At 72.8% G+C, this 23,352-nt stretch carries 21 protein-coding genes; 9 read left to right on the forward strand and 12 right to left on the reverse strand.

Annotation, left to right across the window (positions count from 1 at the left end):
* The first annotated feature begins 4 nt into the window (after positions 1-4).
* The 4 genes from FHS38_RS08845 to FHS38_RS08860 all read left to right on the forward strand — a co-directional run bounded on the left by FHS38_RS08845 (position 5) and on the right by FHS38_RS08860 (position 3,222).
* Positions 5-802: a TetR/AcrR family transcriptional regulator gene (locus FHS38_RS08845; RefSeq protein ID WP_184732590.1), complete on the forward strand. Its 798-nt coding sequence runs from the start codon at positions 5-7 to the stop codon at positions 800-802.
* A 57-nt stretch (positions 803-859) separates the two neighbouring features.
* Positions 860-1,615 carry an AAA family ATPase gene (locus FHS38_RS08850; RefSeq protein WP_184732592.1) on the forward strand — a complete coding sequence of 252 codons (756 nt, stop codon included), beginning with the start codon at positions 860-862 and terminating at the stop codon, positions 1,613-1,615.
* 48 nt (positions 1,616-1,663) lie between these two features.
* Positions 1,664-1,939, forward strand: coding sequence for a DUF8847 domain-containing protein (locus tag FHS38_RS08855; protein ID WP_184732595.1), 276 nt, complete (start codon positions 1,664-1,666; stop codon positions 1,937-1,939).
* Between the two features lie 137 nt (positions 1,940-2,076).
* A complete protein-coding gene (locus tag FHS38_RS08860) occupies positions 2,077-3,222 on the forward strand; it encodes a C40 family peptidase (protein WP_229822733.1) in 1,146 nt (381 codons plus the stop codon).
* A 112-nt stretch (positions 3,223-3,334) separates the two neighbouring features.
* Here the strand turns inward: FHS38_RS08860 and FHS38_RS08865 are convergent, their stop codons facing one another.
* From FHS38_RS08865 to FHS38_RS08880, 5 genes are all read right to left on the reverse strand, one after another.
* The gene (locus tag FHS38_RS08865; RefSeq protein ID WP_184732598.1) at positions 3,335-4,636 is read right to left on the reverse strand and encodes a styrene monooxygenase/indole monooxygenase family protein; all 1,302 of its coding nucleotides are present in this window, start codon (positions 4,634-4,636) and stop codon (positions 3,335-3,337) included.
* Between the two features lie 92 nt (positions 4,637-4,728).
* Positions 4,729-5,343 carry a GTP-binding protein gene (locus FHS38_RS08870; protein WP_184732600.1) on the reverse strand — a complete coding sequence of 205 codons (615 nt, stop codon included), beginning with the start codon at positions 5,341-5,343 and terminating at the stop codon, positions 4,729-4,731.
* Between the two features lie 4 nt (positions 5,344-5,347).
* A complete protein-coding gene (locus FHS38_RS35185; protein ID WP_229822734.1) occupies positions 5,348-5,764 on the reverse strand; it encodes a DUF742 domain-containing protein in 417 nt (138 codons plus the stop codon).
* Positions 5,761-6,273 (reverse strand): roadblock/LC7 domain-containing protein, encoded by a 513-nt coding sequence (locus FHS38_RS35190; protein ID WP_229822735.1) that lies wholly within the window; start codon positions 6,271-6,273, stop codon positions 5,761-5,763. Before FHS38_RS35190 ends, FHS38_RS35185 begins: the two co-directional genes overlap by 4 nt.
* On the reverse strand, positions 6,270-8,861 hold the full coding sequence (locus FHS38_RS08880) for a sensor histidine kinase (protein ID WP_184732602.1): 2,592 nt from the start codon (positions 8,859-8,861) through the stop codon (positions 6,270-6,272). The genes FHS38_RS35190 and FHS38_RS08880 overlap by 4 nt, the downstream gene beginning before the upstream one ends.
* A 289-nt stretch (positions 8,862-9,150) precedes the next feature.
* Here FHS38_RS08880 and FHS38_RS08885 point away from each other — a divergent pair, with 289 nt between their 5' ends.
* Positions 9,151-9,924: a protein phosphatase 2C domain-containing protein gene (locus FHS38_RS08885; RefSeq protein WP_184732604.1), complete on the forward strand. Its 774-nt coding sequence runs from the start codon at positions 9,151-9,153 to the stop codon at positions 9,922-9,924.
* A gap of 213 nt (positions 9,925-10,137) precedes the next feature.
* On the opposite strand, the gene FHS38_RS08890 is transcribed toward FHS38_RS08885, so the two are convergent.
* Positions 10,138-10,632, reverse strand: a complete 495-nt coding sequence (locus tag FHS38_RS08890; RefSeq protein WP_184732606.1) for a MarR family winged helix-turn-helix transcriptional regulator — start codon at positions 10,630-10,632, stop codon at positions 10,138-10,140.
* Positions 10,633-10,903: 271 nt separating this feature from the next.
* On the opposite strand from FHS38_RS08890, the gene FHS38_RS08895 reads away from it, so the two are divergent.
* Positions 10,904-11,173, forward strand: coding sequence for a hypothetical protein (locus FHS38_RS08895; RefSeq protein ID WP_184732608.1), 270 nt, complete (start codon positions 10,904-10,906; stop codon positions 11,171-11,173).
* A gap of 115 nt (positions 11,174-11,288) precedes the next feature.
* Here FHS38_RS08895 and FHS38_RS08900 read toward each other — a convergent pair whose 3' ends face one another.
* A complete protein-coding gene (locus FHS38_RS08900; RefSeq protein ID WP_229822736.1) occupies positions 11,289-14,120 on the reverse strand; it encodes a M4 family metallopeptidase in 2,832 nt (943 codons plus the stop codon).
* 151 nt (positions 14,121-14,271) lie between these two features.
* Here FHS38_RS08900 and FHS38_RS08905 point away from each other — a divergent pair, with 151 nt between their 5' ends.
* Positions 14,272-15,285, forward strand: coding sequence for a TrmB family transcriptional regulator (locus FHS38_RS08905; protein WP_184732612.1), 1,014 nt, complete (start codon positions 14,272-14,274; stop codon positions 15,283-15,285).
* Between the two features lie 13 nt (positions 15,286-15,298).
* On the opposite strand, the gene FHS38_RS08910 is transcribed toward FHS38_RS08905, so the two are convergent.
* The 3 genes from FHS38_RS08910 to FHS38_RS08920 all read right to left on the reverse strand — a co-directional run bounded on the left by FHS38_RS08910 (position 15,299) and on the right by FHS38_RS08920 (position 18,697).
* A complete protein-coding gene (locus FHS38_RS08910; RefSeq protein ID WP_184732614.1) occupies positions 15,299-15,757 on the reverse strand; it encodes a (2Fe-2S)-binding protein in 459 nt (152 codons plus the stop codon).
* Positions 15,758-15,807: 50 nt separating this feature from the next.
* Positions 15,808-18,027: a xanthine dehydrogenase family protein molybdopterin-binding subunit gene (locus FHS38_RS08915; RefSeq protein ID WP_184732616.1), complete on the reverse strand. Its 2,220-nt coding sequence runs from the start codon at positions 18,025-18,027 to the stop codon at positions 15,808-15,810.
* 100 nt (positions 18,028-18,127) lie between these two features.
* Positions 18,128-18,697 (reverse strand): PadR family transcriptional regulator, encoded by a 570-nt coding sequence (locus FHS38_RS08920; protein ID WP_184732618.1) that lies wholly within the window; start codon positions 18,695-18,697, stop codon positions 18,128-18,130.
* A 93-nt stretch (positions 18,698-18,790) separates the two neighbouring features.
* On the opposite strand from FHS38_RS08920, the gene FHS38_RS08925 reads away from it, so the two are divergent.
* The gene (locus tag FHS38_RS08925) at positions 18,791-19,234 is read left to right on the forward strand and encodes a nuclear transport factor 2 family protein (protein ID WP_184732620.1); all 444 of its coding nucleotides are present in this window, start codon (positions 18,791-18,793) and stop codon (positions 19,232-19,234) included.
* Positions 19,235-19,312: 78 nt separating this feature from the next.
* Positions 19,313-20,143, forward strand: coding sequence for a pentapeptide repeat-containing protein (locus tag FHS38_RS08930; RefSeq protein WP_184732623.1), 831 nt, complete (start codon positions 19,313-19,315; stop codon positions 20,141-20,143).
* Between the two features lie 28 nt (positions 20,144-20,171).
* Here the strand turns inward: FHS38_RS08930 and FHS38_RS08935 are convergent, their stop codons facing one another.
* On the reverse strand, positions 20,172-20,759 hold the full coding sequence (locus tag FHS38_RS08935) for a Uma2 family endonuclease (RefSeq protein WP_229822738.1): 588 nt from the start codon (positions 20,757-20,759) through the stop codon (positions 20,172-20,174).
* A 130-nt stretch (positions 20,760-20,889) separates the two neighbouring features.
* Positions 20,890-23,304 (reverse strand): endopeptidase La, encoded by a 2,415-nt coding sequence (lon, locus tag FHS38_RS08940; RefSeq protein ID WP_184732625.1) that lies wholly within the window; start codon positions 23,302-23,304, stop codon positions 20,890-20,892.
* Between the last annotated feature and the right edge of the window lie 48 nt (positions 23,305-23,352).

The following is a 23,352-nucleotide window of genomic DNA, read 5'->3' on the forward strand; positions in this document are numbered from 1 at the left end:
GTCCATGAACGGCAGCGGAACCGCCTCGGCAGCACCGACCCCGGCCGTACCGACGCCCGAGGCACCCGCCGCTCCGGCCCCCGCTCCCGCCGCCCGTGGCGCCTACCGCAGGCTCAGCGTCGCGGAGCGTCGCGCCCAGCTCATCACCGCCGCGCTCACTCTGTTCGGCCACCGCGCGCCCGAGGACGTCTCGCTCGACGACGTGGCGGCGGCCGCGAAGGTGTCGAGGCCGCTGGTGTACCGCTACTTCCCCGGCGGCAAGCCCCAGCTCTACGAGGCCGCCCTGCGCAGCGCCGCCGACGACCTCGAACAGTGCTTCGCCGAGCCGCAGACCGGGCCCGTCACCGGCCGCCTGGCCGCCGCGCTCGACCGGTATCTGGCCTTCGTCGACGGGCACGACGCGGGTTTCAGCGCGCTGCTCCAGGGCGGCAGCGTCGTCGAGACCTCCCGTACGGGCGCGATCGTGGACGAGGTGCGGCGCACGGCCGCCGAGCAGGTGCTGGCGCACCTGGAGGTGGCGGAGCCGGGGCCACGGCTGCGGATGATGGTCCGCACGTGGATATCGGCCGTCGAGGCCGCGTCGCTGATCTGGCTGGACGAGGGCAAGCAGCCGCCCGTGGAGGAGCTGCGCGACTGGCTGGTCGACCACTTCATGGCCCTGCTCACCGTGACCGCGGCGAGCGACCCGCAGACCGCCACGGCCGCCCGTGCCGCGCTGGCCCTGGAGCGCCCGGACGGCCCGGTGGGTCAGCTGGGCCGCCGCGTGCTGGAGGTCGTCGCTGACGCGGAGCACCTGCTCTGACCTGCGTTTCCTGGCACCCCGAGGCCGTTGTCACACCTCGCCCGTAGGGTCGTGAGCATGCTCGTGGACCGCGCTTACGTACCCTCCGAGCTCGTCGGTGACGGCGAGCGCGACGGCTGGCCCTGGTCGGTGCCCTGTGTGAAGGAGCTGCTCGGTGACGGGATCGCCTTCGAGGCGCCCGTCACCTTCCTCGTCGGGGAGAACGGCTCGGGCAAGTCGACCGTCGTCGAGGCGGTGGCGGAGGCGTTCGGGCTGGACGGGCGCGGCGGCCGGGCGGGCCGGAAGTACGGCAACGACCGCCCGCCGTCCCCGCTCGGGTCCGCCCTGCGGCTGGACCTCACCTCGGCGGGCTCGCGCATGATGACCGGCTCCCGGATGCGGAAGAAGGGGTACTTCCTCCGGGCGGAGACCGCGTTCGGCCTGATGGAGACCGTGTGGGGCCTGCCGGGGTACTGGGACGAGAACACCTCGGAGATGAGCCACGGCGAGGGCTTCCTCACCGTCTTCGAGGCGATGTTCCGGCAGCCGGGGCTGTATGTGATGGACGAGCCGGAGGCCGCGCTGTCCTTCGCCTCCTGCCTGCGGCTCGTCGCTCTCATGCACCGGCTCGGGCGGACCGGTGCGCAGGTGATCTGCGCGACCCACTCCCCCGTCCTGGCGTCGACGCCGGGGGCCCGGATCCTGGAGGTGGGCGAGCACGGCATCCAGCCGGTCGAGTGGAGCGAGCTGCTGCTCGTGGACCACTGGCGGCGGTACATGAGCGACCCGGAAGCGTATCTGCGCCATCTGATCCCGAAGGACGAGCGCGGCTGACGCGCGCCCGGTGCCGGTCCCGCGCCCGCGACGGCGGAGAATCGAGGGGTGAGAAGCGAAGAGACGCCCTTCGTGGGCGGGCCGCTGGACGGCCGCGTTCTGCCGGTGCTCCTGGGACCCACCGGTCACCCGCCGAAGAGGTACGAGATCCCCGTGCCGGACGCGGACGGCGGGGAGCCGACCGTCCTCGTGTACCGCAGGGTCCAGGCGGCCACGACGCGTCGGCTCGGGCTGCACAAGGGGTGGAAGTACGAGTACGACCCCGAGGGTCGGCGGAGCACCGGCCCCAAATGGCCGTGGTCGCGGCCCGACGCCCGGCCGTAGCCCTCAGGTGTGACCGGGTTAGGCGGATTCGCCCACCGGACTGCCATTCGTACTACTGGCATGGCACGATCCTCCTGGGGCTGCCGACACGCCCCACTACCGGAGGTGAAGCTGTGCCAGGACGGTCAGGACGCTTCGTGCAAGCGGTCTGCACGGCGGCGCTCGTCGCAAGCGCCACGCTCGTACTGCCCGCGCCGATGGCGGCCGCCGCGCCCGCCGACCCAGCCGACCAGCCGGTCAGCGCCCTGCTCAGCCAGCTCCAGACGCTCTATCAGAAGGCCGAAGAGGCCACGGAGACGTACAACGCGACCGAGGAGAAGCTGAAGAAACAGCGCACCGAGGTCAACAAGCTCAACGAGGACCTGGCCGACGCCCGCGTCGCCCTCGACGGCAGCCGCAACGACGCGGGGCGGCTGGCCCGGGAGCAGTACCGCGGCCTCGACAACCCCCTCTCCCCGTACATGCGGTTCCTGCTCAGCGGCAACGCCCGGCAGGCCCTCGACCAGGGGCACGAGCTGAAGCGGGCCGCGGGTCGCCGCGCCGCCACGCTCGAACGCCTCACGGGCGGCGAGAAGCGGGCGGCGGTCCTCGCCGCGCAGGCGCGCGACGCGCTCAACGTGCAGGAGGCGCTCGCCGCGAAGCAGAAGCAGCAGCGCGACACCGTGCGGAAGCGGCTGGCCGCCGTCGAGCGGCTGCTGGCCTCGATGACCGGCGAGCAGTTGGAGCGGCTGCGGAAGCTGGAGCAACAGGGCATCACCGAGGCACAGCGCAAGCTGGTCGACTCGGGCAGGCTCGGCCGCTCGGGCAGGCTCGGCGGCTCGGTCAACCCTTCCGTCGTCGGCGGGAAGGCCCTGCGGTACGCCTTCCAGCAGGTCGGCAAGCCGTACGTGTGGGGCGCGTCGGGGCCGGACTCCTTCGACTGCTCGGGCCTGACCTCCCAGGCGTGGGCACACGCGGGCGGCGCGATCCCCCGGACCAGCCAGGAGCAGTGGAAGACGCTGCCGAAGGTGCCGCTGAACGAGCTGCGCCCCGGTGACCTGGTGCTCTACTTCGAGGGCGCGACGCACGTCGCGCTCTACATCGGCAACGGCCAGGTGATACAGGCGCCCCGGCCCGGTGCGTATGTGAAGGTCTCGCCGATCGCGGCGAACCCGCTGCTCGGCGCCGTGCGCCCGGACGCGGACAAGGCCCCGCTGCGCGACTACGCCCCGCCGAAGGTGCCCGAGGGCGCCTGGGCCGGATCGGACACCGGGTACGGCTCGGCGAGGGCACCGGGCCGCTAGGGCCTGTCCGGCGGAAAGTGCCGCGATGGGGTCGTCGATCGGCTGCGGCGCAGTCGTGGCCGGTCGCGCGGTTCCCCGCGTCCCTTCGGGGCCCGGTGCCTGGCCCGCACGGTCAGTCCGCGTCCCCCGTCCCCTCGGTCACCTCGCCCTCTTCGAGGTCTCCCTCCGCCTCGCCCGCGTCCCGCACATACGCGTCGGCCTTCGCGGAGTCGAAGAAGAAGTGCTCGAAGTCCGCGGGGTCGTCGAAGCCGTTCGCGATGCGGTCCGCGACCGGCTGGAGGCGGCCCGCCGCGCCGACGAGGTTCAACACGTGCGGGGGCGGGGGCGCCAGCATGGCGTTGGTCCATTTCGTCGCGGGCCGGGCGGTGGCCCAGAAGCGCTCGAAGGTGGCCTGCATCCACGCCGTGTCGAAGGGCGCGCCGCCGCGCGCGACGATCGCTTCGAGGTACGAGGCCGCGCACTTGGCGGCCAGGTTCGCCCCCTGGCCGGTGACCGGGTCGTTGGCCACGACGACGTCGCCGACGCCGAGGACCGCCCCGCCCGACGGCAGCCGTCCGACGGGGTGCCGGACGGTCGGGGTGTAGCGGCCGACGAGGGTGGCGTTGGCGTCGGTCAGCTCGACCTTCGTGGCGCGCGCGTACTCCCAGGGCGTGAAGCGCTCCAGCAGTTCCAGGGTGCGCACCAGATGCTCGCCCGGGTCCCTGACGTCCTGGAAGACGTCGATCGGGCCGCCCGGTATGCCCTCCCAGAAGAGGATGTCGGCGTGGCCGGAGGTGGTGAGCGTGGGCATCACGAACAACTCGCCGGCGCCGGGCACGAGGTTGCACCGCATGGCGTCGTACTCCGGGTGTTCGTGGCGCGGGCCGAGCCCGTGGACGTAGGCGACGGCCAGCGACCGCTGGGGGGCGGCGTAGGGCGAGCGGGCGGCGTCCCGGCCGAACATCGACGCCAGCTCGCCCTTGCCCGCCGCGACCAGCACCAACTCGTAGCGGCGGGAGAGGAAGTCCAGGTCGGAGACGGCCGCGCCGTGGATGACGAGCCGGCCGCCGCGCTCGGCGAAGACGTCCATCCAGCCGGCCATCTTCACGCGCTGGTCGACGGACTGGGCGTAGCCGTCGAGGCTGCCGGCCCAGTCGACGGTCCGGTGGTAGCCGCCGGGCTCACGGGCGGGCCCGGCCACGGAGACGCCGAGGCCCTCGATGCGCGGGGCCCGGTTCTCCCAGAAGTTGAGCTTGAGGTCGCGCTCGTGGTCGAGCGCGGTGGCGAACATGACCTGGGTGGACATGACCCGGCCGGAGCGCGTCTCGTCGGCCGTGCGGTGGGACATCAGGGTCACGTCGTACCCCTTGGACTGGAGCCCGAGGGCCAGCTGGAGGCCGGACTGGCCGGCTCCGACGATGAGGATCCGTCGCATGGTCTGTCTCGCTCCCGCTCTGGCTCGGTACGGGGTCCTTGCCCGGTGGTGCCTTCCGCATGCCGGGGACGGCCGGTACCGCGGGCCCGCGGCTACGCGGGGGCGGCGTCGAGGGCCTGCCGGACCAGGGTCAGCAGCGCGTCGACGACGCTCTCGCGCCGCCGGGCGTCGATGTCGACGACCGCCACGTACGACGGCAGGGACAGCGCTTCCCGGACGTCCTCCGGCGCGTACCGGGCGGTGCCCTCGAAGTGGTTGACCGCGACGATGTACGGCAGCCCGCAGCTCTCGAAGTAGTCGAGCGCGGGGAAGCACTCCGTCAGCCGCCGGGTGTCGGCCATCACGACCGCGCCGATCGCCCCGCGCACCAAGTCGTCCCACATGAACCAGAAGCGCTTCTGGCCCGGTGTGCCGAAGAGGTACAGCACCAGCTCGGCGTCGAGGGTGATGCGGCCGAAGTCCATGGCGACCGTGGTCGTGGCCTTCTCCGGAATGGCGACCAGGTCGTCGAGTCCCTCGCTGGCGACCGTCATCACCGCCTCGGTGCGCAGCGGGGTGATCTCGGAGACCGATCCGACGAAGGTCGTCTTGCCGACGCCGAAGCCGCCCGCCACGACGATCTTCGTGGCGACGGGGGCCTTCGACCGGTCGGTCTGCCAGCCCTGCGGCTCCCCTTCGTCGCCGGGTGCCGCGGCCTTCGCGCCCATCGTGTCAGAGTCTGGAAAGTCCACTCAGCACCCTTTCGAGCAGCGCGCGGTCGGGCCGGCAGCCGCCGTACCCGATGCCGTACACGCGGATCCTTCCCTGGTCGGCCAGATCGCCGAGGAGTACGCGCACGACGCCCAGCGGCATCTTCAGCAGCGCGGACACCTCGGCGACCGACCGCAGCCGGCGGCAGAGCCCGATGATGGCGCGCACCTCGGGCATGAGCAGGGCGGCCAGCCCGCCGGTGACCGGCTCGGGCCACTCGCCGGGGTCGTCGAGCGCCGCCACGAAGGTCTCCACGCGCAGGACGTGGCCGAAGCGGTGCCGCCCACCGGTGAGCGAGTACGGACGTACCCGCGCCGGTCTCCTGCCCACCGCGGCCCGGTCGGGGACGCGCAGGGGCAGGGGGTGGGTGAGGGTCACGTAACCGCCTCCACCGACCGGCGCAGCTCCCTGCGCAGTTCGGGGGTGAGTACGTGGCCGGCCCGGCCGACGAAGAGGGCCATGTGGTAGGCGACGACGCTCATGTCGCAGTCCGGGGAGGTGTGGACGCCGAGCAGCGAGCCGTCGCTGATCGTCATGACGAAGAGGCTGCCGCCGTCCATGGCGACCATCGTCTGTTTGACGAAGCCGCCGTCCATCAGGGCGGCCGCCCCCGTCGTCAGGCTGCCGAGGCCGGCCACGATGGTGGCGAGGTCGGCGGTGGATCCCCGTGGGCTCTCCGGCTGTTCGCCACCGGCGGCGGGGGCCGGCGGGTCGGAGGAGAGCAGCATCAGACCGTCGGAGGAGACGACGGCGACGGATTCGACGCCGGGCACCTCCTCGACGAGGTCGGTCAGCAGCCAATGCAGATTGCGGGCTTCGTTGCTCAGCCCGTAGCCCGTGGGACCGGTGGGGGTAACGGGGGTCGCCCCCCGGGAAAATGCAGTCAACCGCGTGCCTCCTCGACAGTGCCACCCTCGTCCCGCGCCCCCGCTTGGTGTTGATCAGTATCCCGGTCCACCAGCTCGGCTTCCACATCGCGCCGCCCGTCGCGCGCGCCCTGTTGGAACCCGGCGAGCTTGCGCCGCAGCGCCTCCGCGTCGACGCCTTGACGCACCCGTGGGGCGGGCGGCTTGCGCGGCACGGCCTTCGGGGTCCGCTTGGGCAGACCCGTACCGGTGAGGTCCGCCGGTCCGGGCGCCGGGGCCGGGGCCCGGGTCCGGTCCGGCGGCGGGGCGGGGGCGGGCGGTGGTGGCGGGGCCGCGTGGCGGGCGTGCCGGCCCGTGGCCGTGGGCTGGCCGGGGATGGTCGGCTGACCGGGGATCATCGTGGGCTGCTGGCCGGGGATCGCGTTGAGCCGGATGGCCCGCTCGGCGGCCTCGATCAGCGGGTCGGACCGCCGTGGGCCGACCGCGTGCGGTGAACGAGGCGGCAGCTCGTGGGAGTTGGCCTCGGCGATGGAACCGGGGAGATGCACCGGCGGCGGCGCCGTGGCACCCGGCACCGGCGGGGCGGACGCGAAGTCGGTGACGACCGGCGGGCCGTCCGGCAGGAGCGTCCTCGGCAGCACCACGACCGCCGCGACACCGCCCGGTCTCTGGTCGCGCAGCTGGACGCGCACCCCGTGCCGGGCGGCGAGCCGCGCGACCACGTACAGCCCGAGGCCCAGGGCCGGGCGGTCGTGCTGCTCGCCGCCGCCGGGCCGGGGCCCGCGCGGATCCGGGTCGGCCAGCAGGGTGTTGAGCTCTTCGAGGCGCTCGGGGGCCATGCCGATGCCCTCGTCCTGGACGGAGAGCATCAGCTCGCCGCTCTCCAGCAGCCAGCCGGAGACCTGCACCTGGACGTCGGGCGGGGAGAACGCCGTGCCGTTCTCCAGGAGCTCGGCGACCAGGTGGCTCACGTCGTCCGCGGCGAACCCGGCGAGCTGGGCGCCCGGCGGCAGGGAATGGATGCGGACCCGTTCGTACCGCTCGATCTCGCTGATGGACGCCCGCAGGACGTCGAGCAGCGGTACGGGCCCGTGGTGTCCGGAGCTGTGCTCGGCACCGGCGAGGACGAGCAGGTTCTCGCTGTGGCGGCGCATCCGGGTCGCGAGGTGGTCGAGCTTGAAGAGGACTTCCAGGCGGTCGGGGTCCGCCTCGTTGGCCTCCATGGACTCGATGACGCTCAGCTGGCGCTCGACCAGGCCGAGGGTGCGCAGCGACAGGCTGACGAACGTGCCGTGCACCCGGCCGGAGAGTCCGGCGAGCCGCTCGGTCAGGTCCTGGGCCTGGGCGCGCAGCGCGTCCCGCTCGTCGGCGAGGGACTGGCGGGCGCCGACGAGGCGGGTGCGCTCGGCCTCCAGGGTCGTGATCCGCTCCCGGTCGCCGCCGACGGTCTCGCGGAGCGTGTCGAGGGAGCGGGCGATGTCCGCGAACTCGTCGTCGCGGCGGCCGGCGACGACCGGTTCCTTGGCCGCCGGGTCGGCGGAGACGCGGCGGGCGCCCTCCCGCAGTGCGGTGAGCGGGCGGGTCACGGAGCGGGCGGAGCCGATGCCGAGGCAGAGGGCGAGCAGCAGGCACCCGGCGGCGACGCCGCCGCGCAGCTCCAGCGCCCTGAGGTCGTCGTCACGCAGCTGCCGCGCGGCCGGGACCTGGTCGGCGGCGAGGGCGGTCTCGACCTCGCGCATCCGGTCGACGCGGGCGGTCAGGGCCGTGCGGACGCTGTCCTTGGGCAGGGCCAGGTCCGCGGGGGTGAGCTGCGGGTGGGCGGCGAGCCGGGCGAGGTACTCCTCGGCGGCGATGACCTGCGGGCCGGTGACCGTGTCACGGAAGGCGTCGCGGACCGTGGCGGGGGCGCGGTCGGTGAAGTCGGCGCGCGCCGCCCGCTCGCGGAGGTCCGCCCGCTGGGCGGCGGTGCCGAGCGCGGGCGGTTTGCCGCCCGTGGCGAGCGCGGCGAGCAGCAGGCCGCGCGCGGCGGCGGCCTCCTCGACGGCGCGGCCGAGCGGCGGCAGGGCTGCCAAGGAAGCCGCAGCACCGCCCCGGGCGGGCAGTCGCCCGGCGAGGGTGCCGGAGACGGTGTGCAGGGCCCGGACGGCGTCGGTGTAGGCGGCGAAGGCGGCCTCGGCGTCGCCGGGGCCGGACAGCGCCCGGCGGCGCACCTCGGGGAGCGCGTCGAGCCGGTCGCGCACGGAGGCGGGGACGGCGGCGCGGACGGCGGGCAACTGCCGGTCCACACGGTCGCGCAGCTCGTCGGTGAGGCCGGAGCCGGTGGTGTCGGCGCGCCCGCCGGCCACGTAGCGGACCATGGCGTCGCGCTCGTCCGCGAGGGAGTGCGCGAGGGCCGCCGCGTCGCCGCCCGCTTCCGCGAGCCCGACGAGCCGCCGGGAGTCGGCGAGGTCCCGGGTGGCGTCGACGATCCCCAGGGCGCTCGCCCCGAGGACCGTGAGGGCCACGGCCGCGAGGGAGGCGACCAACCGGTTACGTACGTGAGCGGTGCCCTCCGGCACCGCCGTGGTCTGCTGTTCGCGCTTCCCGCCCCGAAGCCGCTTCTTCCGCACCGGTGCTCACAATCTTCTCTCGCCGGTCCCACCCCTGGTACTGATTTGACCTTTTCAGCACCTCTGTAGGGCAGGTGCGCTTCGCCTGCCCGGCCACTCGAAGGAGTGAATGTCGGTGGGAAGTTGAACCGCGATCGGCGCCGTTGCCCCTCTTCCTCGGCCCCCTTCGCCCGGCCCCCGGCCGGCCCCCGGCCGGCTCCCGAAAGCGGCACGCTTGAAGAACGGCCGGACCGGTGGGGAGGATGCGCGCCCACGGCCGTCGATTTCCCTCGTCCGGCACACTGGCCGCATGCGCATCGAACTCGCCACCGAGCCGGGCGACCCCCGGCGCCCCAACGAGGACTTCGCGTCCGTGGCCCTGCCCGCCTCCGGCCGGGGCGGCGCGCTGGTGCTGCTGGACGGGGTGACGCCGCCGCCCGCCGGCGGGGAGGGCTGCGCGCACGGCGTGCCATGGTTCACGGCCCGCCTGGGCACGGCCCTGCTGGAACTGGCCGTCGCCCACCGGGATCTGACGCTCCAGCGGTGTCTGGCGGAGGCGATCGCCCGTACCGCCGACGCCCATCGCGAAACCTGCGATCTGACGCACCCCCGTACCCCGCAGGCGACCGTCGTCGCGGCCCGCTGGGACGACGAGAGGGTGGAGCATCTGGTGCTGTCCGACTCGGCCCTGCTCGTCGAGGACCCGGCCGGGGAGGTGACGGCCGTGCTGGACGACCGCATCGACCGGCTGTGCGCCCTGGGGCCGGTGACGGATGCCCAACGCAACGCCGAGGGCGGCTTCTTCACCGCCGCCGCCGACCCGGACGTCGTGCGCCGCGCGGTCACGGGAGTCACCGCGCGGGCGGACGTACGGGCGCTCGCCGCGCTCAGCGACGGCGCGACGCGTTGGGTGGAGGTCTTCCGGGAGGGCGACTGGGCCGACTGCTTCGCCATTCTGCGCAAGGAGGGCCCGCAGAGCCTGATCGACCGGGTGCGGCTGGCGGAGCGGGCCGACCCGGAGGGCCTGGCCTTCCGGCGCGGGAAGCCGCACGACGACGCGGCGGCCCTCTACGCCGAGCTGTAGCCTCCGGCGGTTCGTCGGGGACGGTCTGACCTGCGGACTGCGGGCCGTCTGTGCCGCCTGTGGCGGCGGGCGCCCTGCGGGCGCGTCCTCAATCGCCGGACGGGCTGGTTTCGGCTGGGCTCAGCCACATCCAGCCCGCTGGGGGCACCTCCCAGCGGTAGCTGGGGGAGATTGAGGACACCGCCGCGCAGCGGAGGTGCACCCGGCACAGCCCTACGACTCCGCGCTCACATTGAGCTGGTGGAGCAGCCGCGCCAGCTCGGCGATCTCGGCGCGGTCCCAGTCGGCGAGCTTGTGCACGTACTGGGCGCGCCGGGCGTTGCGCACGCGGGTGAAGCGGGCGCGGCCCTCCTCGGTGAGCTGGACCAGGGAGGCGCGGCCGTCGGCGGGGTCCGGGGCGCGGGTGACGAGGCCGAGGTCGGCGAGGGCGCGCAGCTGGCGGCTCATGGTGGCCTTGCCGACGCCGAAGTAGGCGGCGAGGTCCGTGGCGCGCTGGGTGCCGGCGTCCTCCAGGCGGACCAGCAGGCCGTAGGCCGCCGCCTCCAGGTCGGGGTGGACCGCGCGGGCCATCTCGCCGGAGGAGGCGCGGGCGCGGCGCAGGAAGACGGCCAGCTCACGCTCCAGGGCGAGATACGCCTGGTCCACACCACTGCCGCCGAGGGTGTTCGAACCGGCGTCCTCGGGGGGTGGAGTACTGATCTGGTGCACGTCAGTGGCCCTCTCCAGCTTTTCAGCCGCTGAAATTTTCACGGATCCACGGTCATCGCCGCAGCTCCGACAGTATTTCGCAGGAATAGACCAACGGAAGCACTCCGGGGGCCTATCCGGAGCGTGGCAGCGCCCGTACTTTTGTTGATGAGTGACCTAATGACATGACCACACCAATGGCACTCCCGGCCCCCTCTTCTCGCTTTTCCCGCCCTCCTCTTCCTCCCTCTCTTCCTCGCTCCCCCCCCACTGAGCATCACGGAGGCACGCCGTGCCCACCCCCATGCCCCGCATACCGAGATCCGGCGGCCACCCCTCCGCCTCCTCGCCCCTCTCCGCCCTGCTCTACGCGCTCTCGCTGCTCTCCGCGCTCGTCCTCCTCGCCGCCTTCCCCGGCACCTCCGTCGCGTCCGCCGGGCACGGCAAGCAGCCCGACGCCGCCACCTGCCGGCAGTACACCGACACCGGGCCGGCGGCCGCCGGAGCCCACGACCGCCCCGACGGCTCGTGCGCCCGGCTCCACGCGCTCACGGGCGGCTGACGCGGCGGCACGGGAAGAACGCGGCGCGGCGCCTCGCGCCACGCCGCGTCCACGAACGCCGGGCCCCCGGCACATCGGCACCGGGGGCCCGGCTCGATCCGTTCTCGGATCACCTTCAGCCGCAGGCGCCCGCCGGGCGGGTGCGGGTCACCAGGTCGGAGGTGCCGGTGGTGCCGTCGATCCACACCACCTGCTTGCCGGCCACGGCCGCCGCCGAGGACTGCTCACCGCGGTTGCAGGAGACGCGGCCCTTGCCCGAGCCGTCCGCCTGGAACTGCCACAGCTTGGGCATCGTCTCGTTGTGGTAGCCCGAGTCGGGCTGCTGCGCGGTGACGGTCACCGCCTCCTGGGAGGCCGTGAGGTCATAGGGGAAGAGCGCGTCGGCGCCCTTCTCCTTGTTGAGGTCGACGGCGCCCGTGCCGTCGAGGTTCGCGCGGCGCACCGCCATCTGCCCGGCGTCGTCGCCCACCTCGTCCGCCAGCCAGAAGACGTGGCTGCCGTTGACACCGGTCTGGCCGATGGACTCCGGGTTGCCGATCTGGGCCATCAGGGTCCTGCTGCCGCTCTTGAGGTCGAGCACCTCGGTGCCGGCCTTGTAGGTGTCGCCCTCGGCGTACACCTTGGCGTACGCGATCCGGCCGCCGTTGATCGACGGGAGGCCCGTCGCCAGCTCGGCCCGGCCGCCGTCCACCCAGGTCGGCTGCTTGTCGCCGGCGCGCAGATAGCCGACGTGCCGGCCCGCGAAGAACTCCATCTTCTCGAAGGCGACCACACCGCCCTCGACCCGCACTCCGGCGAGGTCGGACGTGCTCGAGTACAGCTTCTTGACCGGGCCGCCCGCGAGCGGCCGCGACAGGATGTCCACGCCGGTGGAGCCGTACGCCGTCCAGACCACGGACTTGCCGTCCGTCGCCGGGTTCACGTGGTAGCGCCCGTCGTTGGGGCTGATCAGCTTCGCGCTGCCCTTGCCGTCCGCGCGGCCCGCCCAGACCGAGTACGGCTCGGTGCCGTCGTCGTTGGACTTGGCCGCCGTCCACCAGCCGCCGCCCGCGCCCACGCCCGAGCCCGAGGTGTTGAGCTTGCCCAGCAGCCGGTCGGTGTCTACGCCGAGGGCCAGCTCCCAGTTCGGGACGATGCCGTGGGCGTTGAAGGAGCGCTTGACGACGTTCAGGTCCTTGCTGGAGACCTTGAGCGCCTTGGCGGCGGCGAGCACCGCGTTGCGGCCCTCGGTGAAGCCGTCCAAGGGGGTCATGAACTCCGTCAGCGCCTTGTAGACGATCTTGTCGGCGAGGGTCCGGCCGACGTCCTCGCGGATGTCCCACAGGGCGCCCGAGAAGATGGTGGAGTTCAGGTGCACCCCGCCGCTGTCGGTGCCGTGGCCGACGCCGAGGAAGTTCTTCGAGGTCGTGGCGCCGTCGTTGAGGTCACGGAACGCGCAGTCGCGCGGCGACTTCGTGCGGCACAGGTTCTCGCCGAGCAGCCCGGCGGCCGGGTCGTCCATGGCCATGCCGGTGGCGTCCACGTCGAGGGCGTTGCCGAAGTAGTCGGCGACCGCCTCGTTGAGGGCGCCGGACTGGCCCGCGTAGACGAGGTTGGCGGAGTTCTCGACGACGCCGTGCGTCATCTCGTGGCCGACGACGTCCAGGTCGGCGGAGAGCGTCTTGTACTCGTCGTCTCCCCCGCCGTACACCATCTTGGTGCCGTCCCAGAAGGCGTTGACGTACGAGTCCCCGAAGTAGGTGACGCCGACGAGCGAGTTGATGGTCATGCCGCGGCCGTCGAGGCTGTCGCGGCCGTGCACCTTCTTGTAATAGTCGTAGACCTTGCCCGCGGCCCAGTGCGCGTCGACCGCGCCGGCCTGGGTGGCCTCCTTGCCGAAGGTGGGGGTCTCGGAGCCGAACTCCTTGACGCCCGTGGGCCAGCGGCCCAGCACCTCGCCGACGTCCTTGCCGCGCGCGTCCCAGGTGGAGAGCGTGTTCTTGCTGCCGCCCGCCATCCGGGAGGGGTCGCGCATGATGTATTGGTTGCGCGCCTTGTCCTGGGTCAGGCCCAGCTCGACGGCGGTGCCGTCGTAGCGGATGCCCGAGCCCGTCACCCCCGGCTCGGTGGCGCCGTCGCCGGGACCGGCCTCGGCGCTCCCCGCCCGGCCCGTGGCCCCGCTGCCGCCCGCCGACCTGGGGGCACCGAACGTCTTGATGCCGCTGTAGTCCAGGACCGGGAAACCGGCCTTGGCGTCGATGTAGACCTCGCGCAGCACCGGCTCGCCCGTGCCGGGGTGCGTGCCGCGCACGGTGATGTGGTGGGTGAGCACACCGGGGCCCTTGGGCAGGACGACCAGTCCGCGCGCGGTGCCGGTGAGCGGTGCGGCCGCCGCGGCGCCCTTCTTCGGGGCGTCCTTCGTGGCCAGCTTGTTCCCGCCGAGCCGGGCGGCGGTCGCGGAGACCGCCCGCCGGACGGCCAGCTCCTCGCCGACCTCGGCCTCCGTGGCGACCTTCAGTCCGGTGAAGTACTTGCCGGAGGTGCCGGTGACGACCCGCTTGCCGTCCTTCTTCTCCATCCGCACGACGTACTGGCCGCCGAGGACGTCGACACCGCGGTGCTTCTGCTGCAGCCGTACGGTCTCCCCCGCGCCGTTGTTCAGCGTCTGCACGGGCTTGAGGTCGCGGCGCGGGTCGGCGATGCGGTAGCGGCTCTCCTTGTCGGCGAGGTGTCCGCGCGCGGCGTCCGCGGCGCTGCCCGTCGACTTCACCGCCTCCCGGATGCCGTCCACCAGTGCCGGGGTCGCGGTGTCCGTCCCCGGGATCACATCCGCCGGGCTCTGGCCGGGTGCCGCCGCGTGGGCGGGCACCGCGGTGGCGACGAGCGCGGCAGCGCCGAGCAGTGCCGCCGCGCCCGATATTCCGCTTTTGATGCTCGATCTTCCTGAACGTGCTCTGGGCTTACGCAAGGATTTCCCTCCGTACATGCCTGACCGCCGGGACATCTCCGGGCAGCGCCATGCAACTGGGTGGGGCGCGAACTCATCAATGGGGTGTGGGGGTTCAGTAGTGAACATGCACACTTGTGTGTGTTCCAGACCCCGGGTAACAATCACTCACATGATCGAGGGGGCGGAACTGCACGCCCTTGGCCTGGGGGAGGCCGAGGAGCGGGTCTACGAGGCGCTGCTGAGCGACCGGGCGCCCGACGTGGCGGCACTGGCGGATGAACTCGGCATGGCGTATGGGGAGTTGGAGGCGGCTCTGGTCCGATTACGGGACCACGGCTTCACCCTGCCCGGCCCGCCGACGGGGCCGGAGGGCGGGCGGGTGCTGCCCCGGCCGGTGGCACCGGCCGCCGCCATCCGCACGCTGATCCACCGAAGACAGGCCGAGCTGCATCTGAAGTCGGCCGAGTTGGAGCGGTTGCGCCTGTCGGCCGACCACATCGCGGGCCGTCTCAGCCCCGGCGGCGCGGCCGCCGGAGGCGGCGTCGAAGTCGTCATCGGCGCGGGGGCCATCGCCGAGCGCACGGCCTATCTGCTGGCCTCGGCCGAGCGCGAGGTCGTCGTCCTCGACCGCCCGCCCTGCCCGGGCGGCATGGCGACGGACCCGCTGTTCGAGACGCTCGTCGAGGCGCTGCCCGCCCGTGGGGTCGAGGTCCGCATGGCCGTCCGGCGCGACGGCCTCGCCCCCGACCGGCTGCGGACCCTCACGGCCCTGGCCGGGCACGGGGTGCGGGTACGGACCGCCGCCGAGGTCCCCACCCGTCTGATCGCCGTCGACGGCCGGGTCACCCTGCTGCCGCCCGCCGACACCGCCGACCCGGCGGCCTCGGCCCTGGTGGTCGGGGAGACGCTGCTGCGCGACGCGCTGCTGCCCCTCTTCGAGACGGTCTGGGACCGCGCGGTTCCCCTGGGCGCCGCCGGCGGCGACGGCCGGGTCTCGGAGCACCGCAAGGAACTCCTCGGCCTCCTCGCCGCGGGCCTCAAGGACGAGGCCATAGCCCGCCGGCTGGGCGTCCACGTCCACACCGCCCGGCGCCGCATCAGCGGGCTGCTGGAGGCGCTGGGCGCGGACACCCGCTTCCAGGCGGGCGCGCAGGCGACCTTGCGGGGGTGGCTGGACCGCTGACCGCCCGCGCGGGTCACGCCATCTTCGCCGCCGCGCTGTGGATCGCCTCGCGGATGCGGAAGTACGTACCGCAGCGGCAGACGTTGGCGATCGCGTCGATGTCGGCGTCCGTCGGGTTCTTCGTCCGCTTCAGCAGGGCGACCGCGGCCATGATCTGGCCCGGCTGGCAGTAGCCGCACTGGGCGACGTCCTGCTCCAGCCACGCCTCCTGGACGGGGTGCAGGGTGTCGCCGTCGGCGAGGCCCTCGATGGTGGTGACGTCACGTCCCGCGGCCTCGGCGACCGGTACGACGCAGGGCCTGACGGCCTCGCCGTCCAGGTGGCTGGTGCAGGCCTTGCAGACGTCGATCCCGCACCCGTATTTGGGCCCGCGGATGCCGAGCAGGTCGCGCAGCGCCCACAGCAGGGGCAGGTCGTCGGGGGCGTCGACGGTGACGGACCGCCCGTTGACGGTGAAGGTGTGCGAGGGCATGGAAGCTCCTGGGTTCTGGCTCCCGGCCCGAGCCGGGTCCGGTGGTCCCGTCATCTCGGGAACGGGGTGAAGTCGATGTCGAAGTTGACCGGAAAGCGCCGCGGGCTGGTGCCGGTGGCCCGGGCGTAGGCGTTGGCGATCGCGCCGACCGCGGCCGGCACCCCGAGCTCACCCGCGCCGCCCGGCTCCCCGGTGGCGGGCATGATGAAGATCCGGACGTCCGGCGGGGAGTCCTTCTGGCGCGCGTAGTGGAACTGCGAGTAACTGCCCTCCAGCGGCAGTCCCTTGTCGATGTGCAGCCCCGCCCGCAGCGTGGTGGAGATGGCGTCCGTCAGCCCGCCGAGCAGCTGGGCCTCCAGCCCGCGCGGGTTGATCGGCCGGCCCACGTCGGCCGCGATCACGGCCTTGGTGACGCGCGGCTTCTTCGGGTCACTCGCGTCGATCTCGACCAGGCACGCCGTACGGGACTTGTACTCCTCGTGGAAGCCGACCCCCTGCGCGTGCCCGGCCGGCATCGGCCGCCCCCACTCGCCCTCCCGCGCGACCTTGTCGAGCACGGCGCGCTGCGCCGGGTTCTTCAGGCACGCGCGGCGGAAGTCGACCGGGTCCCGCCCCAGCTTCGCGGCCAGTTCGTCGACGAGGATCTCCTCCGCCCCGCGGGTGTTCGCCGAGTACACCGACCGCCAGGAGGCGGTGGGCATCTTCAGCGGCACTTCGGTCAGGTGCTGGGTGGTGACGCCGAAGTGGTACGGGCACTTGACCGTCGTGTGGAAGAGGGTCTGCGCGAAGGTGGCGTTGCCGAGGCCGCCGGGCAGCTTCGTGACGGTCGCGGTGAGGATCTCGCCGAGGCCGTGGCGGAAGTCGGTCTCGACGGCGGCCACCCGGTGGTCGAAGCTCAGCACCTTGCCCAGGGCGTAGGTGGCCCGGATCCGGTGGTGGGTGGCGGGCCGCATCCGGCCGTGCCGGGTGTCGTCGACGCGTGACCACATCAGCCGCACCGGCCGTCCGCTGCGCTTGGACACCCGGGCGGCCTCCAGTGCCGCGTCGAAGAACAGCCGCCGCCCGAAGGAGCCGCCCGCCTGCACCACGTGGACGGTGACCTTGTCGACGGGCAGGCCCAGTTCCTTCGCGATGGTCTGCTGGGCGACGATCGGCCCCTTCAGCCCGGACCAGATCGTCGCCCGGTCAGCGGTGACGTCCGCGACCGCGGAGTTGGTCTCCAGCGGTGCGTGACTGGCGAACGCGAAGTCGAACTCGGCGTCGATGTGCCGGGTCAGCGGCGGCAGGTCCACCCAGGGCTCGGCCGCGGCCTTCAGCCGGGCGCGGATGTCGTCGTCGGAGAGGCCGTCGACGGTACCCGGGCCCCAGGCCACGTCGAGCTTGTTCTTCGCGTCCAGGGCCTGTCCGAAGGTCTCGGCGACGACGGCCACACCGGTGGGGATGGTGACGACGTCGAGGACGCCGGGCATGGCCCGGACGGCGGCCTCGTTCCGCACGGACGTCACGGTGCCGCCCAGGGTGGGTGGTCTGCGCACCATGCACGGCTTGGCGCCGGGGACGTCGAGGTCCAGGGTGTACCGCTGCCGGCCCGTGACCATCGCCCGGGCGTCGATGCGGGAGGTGGGGGTGCCGACGAGGGTGTGCGCGGACTCCGGTTTGGGCGCGGCGGTGACCGCGCCGAGGTCGCGCGCGGCGGCCTCGACCGCGAGGGACCCGTACGGGGCGCTGCGCCCGTCCGGCGCCACGACGGCGCCGTCCCGGGTCCGCAGCGCGCTCGCCGCGAGCCCCCACCGCTTGGCGGCGGCCCGTACCAGCCGTGCCCGGGCCGCGGCGGCGGTGTGCCGGACCGGGCCGTACAGGGACCGGATGGAGTTGGAGCTCCCGGTGAACTGGCCGAACAGCAGCTCCGGCCGCGCGTCCTCCAGCCGGATGTCGATCCGGTCGACGGCGACGTCCAGTTCCTCGGCGATCAGCATCGCCACGGCCGTCGTCAGCCCCTGCCCGACCTCTTCGCGCGGCAGCCGGAAGGAGACGCGGCCGTTCTCGCCGACGGTCAGCACCAGCATGTGGGCGGTGGGGACACCGGCGAGGATCAGGACGTCCCCGAGGTCGACGATGTCGGCGGGCGCGGGCAGGCTGGGCACGGGTGCGCCGGCCACGGTCTCGGCGACGGCGGTGGCCGCCCCCGCCGCGCCGAAGCCGGTGGCCACGGCCAGTGTGGGTGCCGCGACGAGGTACGTGAGAAAGCCGCGCCTGCTGGGTTCCGCCATGAGAGCTCCGTCTTCGCCCGGCCCGCCACCGATGCCGGACCCTCCGAAGATCATTACCAGTGGGTAGGGCAAGGGCAAGAGGCGGGCCGGCCAGAGCTGCTCACCGCTCGGCGCGGACCGTCCGACGCTGTCTCAGGACGCCCGCGACCCGCAGGCACCAGTCGCGGTTCTCCCGTTCGAAGGCGAGACCGCGCAGGCACGTCAGATACGGGCCGATCCGCTCGCCCCGCAGCAGGAACTCCTCCTCGTCCGCCGCGCCGCGCATCTGCCGCAGCAGCTCGCCGAAGAGTTCGGTCTTGGCCTCGGCGACGGCCGCCCGCTCCTCGAGCTGTTCGATCACCGCCCCGGCGCCGACGCGGTCGGCGGCCCGGACCTTGACGAGCAGGTCGTCGCGGATGAACGAGGGCTTCGACGCGGCGGCGGCGAACCGCTCCAGCTCGGCGGAGCCGGCGTCGGTGACGCGGAACAGCCGCTTGTTGGGCCGGCTCTCCTGGACCACCTCCCGGCCCGTGACCAGCCCTTCCCCCTCCAGCTTGGCCAGCTCGGCGTAGAGCTGCTGGGGCAGCGCGTGCCAGAAGTTCGCGACGCCGACGTCGAACGCCTTGGCCAGTTGGTATCCGCTGTGCTCGCCGTCCAGCAGCGCCGCCAGCACGGCATGTCGCAAAGCCATCGGCTCGACCCCTTCCCCTTCGCGGTCCGAGACCGCAGGATACCTACTCAAGAAAGTGACTAGTCAGATCCTTGAGTAGGAGAAGGAGCAGCCATGCAGATCGCCGAACGTTTCCGTACTGCCGTGGAGAAGCGGGATCTCGCCGGGATGGAGGGCCTGTTCACCGAGGACGTCCGCTTCTACAGCCCGGTGAAGTTCACGCCCTTCGAGGGCAGGCCCATGGTGCTGGGCCTGCTCGGCGTCCTGCTGCGCACGTTCGAGGACTTCCGCTACGTCGGGCGGTTCGAGGGCACGGCCGAGACCAGCACGGACGGCGACGAGGCCGCGTCGGAGATCCTGCTCTTCCGGGCCACGGTGGAGGGCAAGGAGATCCACGGCATCGACATGCTGCAGTTCGACGAGGAGGGCCGGATCAAGGAGTTCACCGTGATGGTCCGCCCGCAGTCCGCGGTGCAGACGCTGGGGCGGGCGGTGTTCGCGGGCCTGGTGGCGGACGGTCTGGTCCCGGCCCCGGCCGCCGCCTCGGCGGAGGGCTAGCGTCTGGGGGACAATGGGGGCCGTACCCAGAGCGTGGCGGAAAGTCGCGATGCTCGTGTCGCCAGTGGAGCAGAAGCCTTGCCGAAGCAGGAAGCCCCTTCCCCCGCCCCGGACCGTGCCGACCTGCAGGCGGACTGCGGAAGCTGCTTCGGGCTGTGCTGCGTCGCGCTGCCCTTCGCGGCCTCGGCGGACTTCGCGGTGAACAAGGACGCGGGAAAGCCGTGCTCGAACCTCAAGACGGACTTCACCTGCGGCATCCACACGCGGCTGCGCGAGCGGGGCTTCTCCGGCTGCACCGTCTTCGACTGCTTCGGCGCGGGCCAGAAGGTCTCCCAGGTCACCTTCCTCGGCCGGAACTGGCGGGAGGCCCCTGACTCGGCCCGGCAGATGTTCGACGTGTTCCCCGTCATGCGGCAGCTCCACGAGCTGCTGTGGTACTTGACGGAGGCCCTGTCGATGCCGGCCGCCCGCTCCCTGCACGGTGACCTCCGCCGCGCCCTGGACGACACCGACCGCCTCACGCGCGGCAGCGCGGAGGAGCTCACGAAGGTGGACGTGGCGGAGGTCCGGCACGGTGTGAACGCCTTGCTGCTGCGCACCAGCGAACTCGTACGGGCCGGCGTCCCCGGCCGCAAGAAGAACCACCGGGGGGCCGACCTCATCGGCGCCCGGCTGGGCGGCGCCAACCTCCGGGGCGCCAACCTCCGGGGCGCCTACCTCATCGCGGCCGACCTCAAGAAGGCCGACCTGAGGTCGGCGGACCTGATCGGCGCGGACTTCCGCGACGCCGACCTGTCCGGCGCGGACCTGACCGGCAGCCTCTTCCTCACCCAGGCCCAGCTCAACGCGGCGAAGGGCTCCCCCACGACAAAGCTGCCGCCGACGCTGAACCGTCCGGCGCACTGGTAGTCCGCGGCGAGGCCGGCGCACGCCGGCCTCAGTCCCGGGGGAACGCGTCCGTGGTGATCGTCAGGCCGAGGACGGTGTCGGTGAGGTCGATCGGGTCGCCGAAGTCCAGGGTCAGCTGGGCCCGGTACTCCCCGTCCTTGGGCAATGTGTGCACGTGGCACAGGCGGGTGTACGGGTCGGCGATCACGTACACCGGAATCCCGCCGGCGGCGTAGGCGGCCATCTTCCGCCCGTAGTCGTTGTCGGCGGTGCCACGCGAGATCACTTCAAGGACGAACTCGACGTCCTGGTAGCGCCAGTGCCCCTTGGCGTCCTGCTCAGCACCGTCCGACAGCTTGAAGACGTCCGGGGCGAAGGCATTGCCCTCACCCGGGAGATCGAGGCGGACGTCGGACATGATCCTGCTCAGCCGTCCGAAGTGACCCTTCAATTGGAGGCACGCATCCAGGATGATTTCCCAGTGCGTTCCCCTTTGCGGCGCCATGTGGACAACTCCCCCGACGATCTCACCCTTGTAACCCTCGGGGACGATCCCATAGAGAAGCTCGAACATCTCGTCCGAACTCAGCTCGCTGTTTTCGGCCATCTCGGTCCTGTCGGTCAGTGCGATGGTCACCGTGACGCTCCTCCCCGCTGCCACTGGTTTCGGCAGCCGCGCGGTACAACGATACGCACGGGGGGCCGGACACGCCCGGGCCCTGGCCCGGCTCCATCCCCCGAGGAGCCGGGCCACGCCCTCACCGCCGCTACGCCGCGGCCACGATCTCCGGCGTCGGCTTCGACGCCGCGGTCGCCGGCTCGAGGGCCAGCTCCAGGACCTGGCGGACGTCCGAGACCGGGTGGACGTCGAGCGTGGCGAGCACCTCCGCCGGGACGTCGTCCAGGTCGGCTTCGTTCCGCTTCGGGATGACGACCGTGGTCACCCCCGCCCGGTGCGCGGCCAGCAGCTTCTGCTTGACGCCGCCGATGGGCAGGACGCGGCCCGTCAGCGAGACCTCGCCCGTCATGGCGACGTCCGGGCGGACCCGGCGGCCGGAGAGCAGGGAGGCCAGGGCCGTCGTCATCGTGATGCCCGCGCTCGGGCCGTCCTTGGGGACCGCGCCCGCGGGGACGTGGAGGTGGACGCCGCGCTCCTTGAAGTCGCCGACGGGGAGTTCCAGTTCGGCGCCGTGGGAGCGGAGGAAGGACAGGGCGATCTGTGCGGACTCCTTCATCACGTCGCCCAGCTGACCGGTCAGGGTCAGGCCCGCCGCGCCCGTTTCGGGGTCGGCCAGGGACGCCTCCACGAACAGCACGTCGCCGCCCGCGCCGGTCACCGCGAGACCGGTCGCCACGCCGGGTACGGACGTGCGGCGTTCGGCGGGGTCCTGGGCGGACTCGGGCGTGTGGTGCGGGCGGCCGATCAGGGCGCGCAGGTCGTCCGCGCCCAGGGTCAGCGGCAGTTCCCGCTCGCCCAGTTCGTGCTGGGCCGCGACCTTGCGCAGCAGCCTGGCGACGGAACGCTCCAGGGTGCGCACGCCCGCCTCACGGGTGTACTCGCCGGCGAGCTTGCGCAGGGCCTCGTCCTCCAGCACGACCTCGCCCGGCTCCAGGCCCGCGCGCTCCAGCTGCCGGGGCAGCAGGTGGTCGCGGGCGATGGTGACCTTCTCGTCCTCGGTGTAGCCGTCGAGGCGGACCAGTTCCATGCGGTCGAGCAGCGCCTCCGGGATGGCCTCCAGGACGTTCGCCGTCGCCAGGAAGACCACGTCCGACAGGTCGAGCTCGACCTCCAGGTAGTGGTCGCGGAAGGTGTGGTTCTGTGCCGGGTCCAGGACCTCCAGGAGGGCCGCCGCCGGGTCGCCCCGGTAGTCGGAGCCGACCTTGTCGATCTCGTCGAGCAGCACGACCGGGTTCATCGAACCGGCCTCCTTGACCGCCCGCACGATCCGGCCGGGCAGCGCGCCGACGTAGGTGCGGCGGTGGCCGCGGATCTCGGCCTCGTCACGTACGCCGCCGAGCGCGACGCGCACGAACTTGCGGCCCATCGCGCGGGCGACGCTTTCGCCGAGCGAGGTCTTTCCGACACCCGGCGGGCCGACGAGCGCCAGCACCGCGCCCCCGCGCCGCCCGCCGACCACGCCCAGCCCCCGGTCGGCGCGCCGCTTGCGCACCGCCAGGTATTCGGTGATCCGCTCCTTCACGTCCGCGAGTCCGGCGTGGTCGGCGTCGAGCACGGCCTTGGCGCCGGCGATGTCGTACACGTCCTCCGTGCGCTCGTTCCACGGCAGTTCCAGCACCGTGTCGAGCCAGGTGCGGATCCAGCTGCCCTCGGGGCTCTGGTCGGAGGCGCGCTCCAGCTTCTCGACCTCCTTGAGGGCGGCCTCGCGGACCTTCTCCGGCAGGTCGGCGGCCTCGACGCGGTCGCGGTAGTCCTCGGACTCGCTCTCCGGGTCGCCGTTGAGTTCGGCCAGCTCCTTGCGGACGGCTTCCATCTGGCGGCGGAGCAGGAACTCGCGCTGCTGCTTGTCGACGCCTTCCTGGACGTCCTTGGCGATGGACTCCGCGACGTCCTGCTCGGCGAGGTGGTCGCCGAGCCAGCCGACGGCGAGCTTCAGCCGGGCCACCGGGTCGGCGGTCTCCAGCAGCTCGACGCGCTGGGCGACGGTGAGGAAGGGGGAGTAGCCGGAGTTGTCGGCGAGCTGGGCGACGTCGTCGATCTGCTGGACGCGGTCCACCACCTGCCAGGCGCCGCGCTTGCGGAGCCAGCTCGTGGCCAGCGCCTTGTACTCCTTCATCAGCTCGGTGACGGCGCCGGGCAGCGGATCGGGGGTGATCTCCTCGATCTGGGTGCCCTCGATCCACAGGGCGGCACCGGGTCCGGTCGTGCCGGCCCCGACTCGGACGCGGCGGACACCGCGGATGAGCGCGCCGGGGTCGCCGTCGGAGAGCCGGCCGACCTGCTCGACGGTGCCGAGCGTGCCGACGCCCGCGTACGTCCCCTCGATGCGGGGCACAAGCAGCACCCGAGGCTTGTTGTCGCCGGTGGCGGCGGCCTGGGCGGCCTCCACCGCGGCCCGTACCTCGGTATCGGTCAGATCGAGCGGCACCACCATGCCGGGCAGTACCACCTCGTCGTCGAGCGGCAGTACGGGCAGGGTGAGCGGTGCGGACGTCGAAGCCATGATCTCCCCTTCGGCAGGCAAGTTGAGCTATACCGACTCAATGCTTCT

The organism is Streptomyces netropsis, from assembly GCF_014203545.1.
In the GTDB taxonomy this organism is placed as follows: domain Bacteria; phylum Actinomycetota; class Actinomycetes; order Streptomycetales; family Streptomycetaceae; genus Streptomyces; species Streptomyces netropsis.

Excerpts from the sequence above, each read along its gene's own strand:
- FHS38_RS08845 (WP_184732590.1), top strand. The coding sequence starts at position 5 with ATGAACGGCAGCGGAACCGCCTCGGCAGCACCGACCCCGGCCGTACCG.
- FHS38_RS08850 (WP_184732592.1), top strand. The coding sequence starts at position 860 with ATGCTCGTGGACCGCGCTTACGTACCCTCCGAGCTCGTCGGTGACGGC.
- FHS38_RS08865 (WP_184732598.1), bottom strand. The coding sequence starts at position 4,636 with ATGCGACGGATCCTCATCGTCGGAGCCGGCCAGTCCGGCCTCCAGCTG.
- FHS38_RS08870 (WP_184732600.1), bottom strand. The coding sequence starts at position 5,343 with ATGGGCGCGAAGGCCGCGGCACCCGGCGACGAAGGGGAGCCGCAGGGC.
- FHS38_RS08885 (WP_184732604.1), top strand. The coding sequence starts at position 9,151 with ATGCGCATCGAACTCGCCACCGAGCCGGGCGACCCCCGGCGCCCCAAC.
- FHS38_RS08905 (WP_184732612.1), top strand. The coding sequence starts at position 14,272 with ATGATCGAGGGGGCGGAACTGCACGCCCTTGGCCTGGGGGAGGCCGAG.
- FHS38_RS08910 (WP_184732614.1), bottom strand. The coding sequence starts at position 15,757 with ATGCCCTCGCACACCTTCACCGTCAACGGGCGGTCCGTCACCGTCGAC.
- FHS38_RS08915 (WP_184732616.1), bottom strand. The coding sequence starts at position 18,027 with ATGGCGGAACCCAGCAGGCGCGGCTTTCTCACGTACCTCGTCGCGGCA.
- FHS38_RS08920 (WP_184732618.1), bottom strand. The coding sequence starts at position 18,697 with ATGGCTTTGCGACATGCCGTGCTGGCGGCGCTGCTGGACGGCGAGCAC.
- FHS38_RS08925 (WP_184732620.1), top strand. The coding sequence starts at position 18,791 with ATGCAGATCGCCGAACGTTTCCGTACTGCCGTGGAGAAGCGGGATCTC.
- lon (WP_184732625.1), bottom strand. The coding sequence starts at position 23,304 with ATGGCTTCGACGTCCGCACCGCTCACCCTGCCCGTACTGCCGCTCGAC.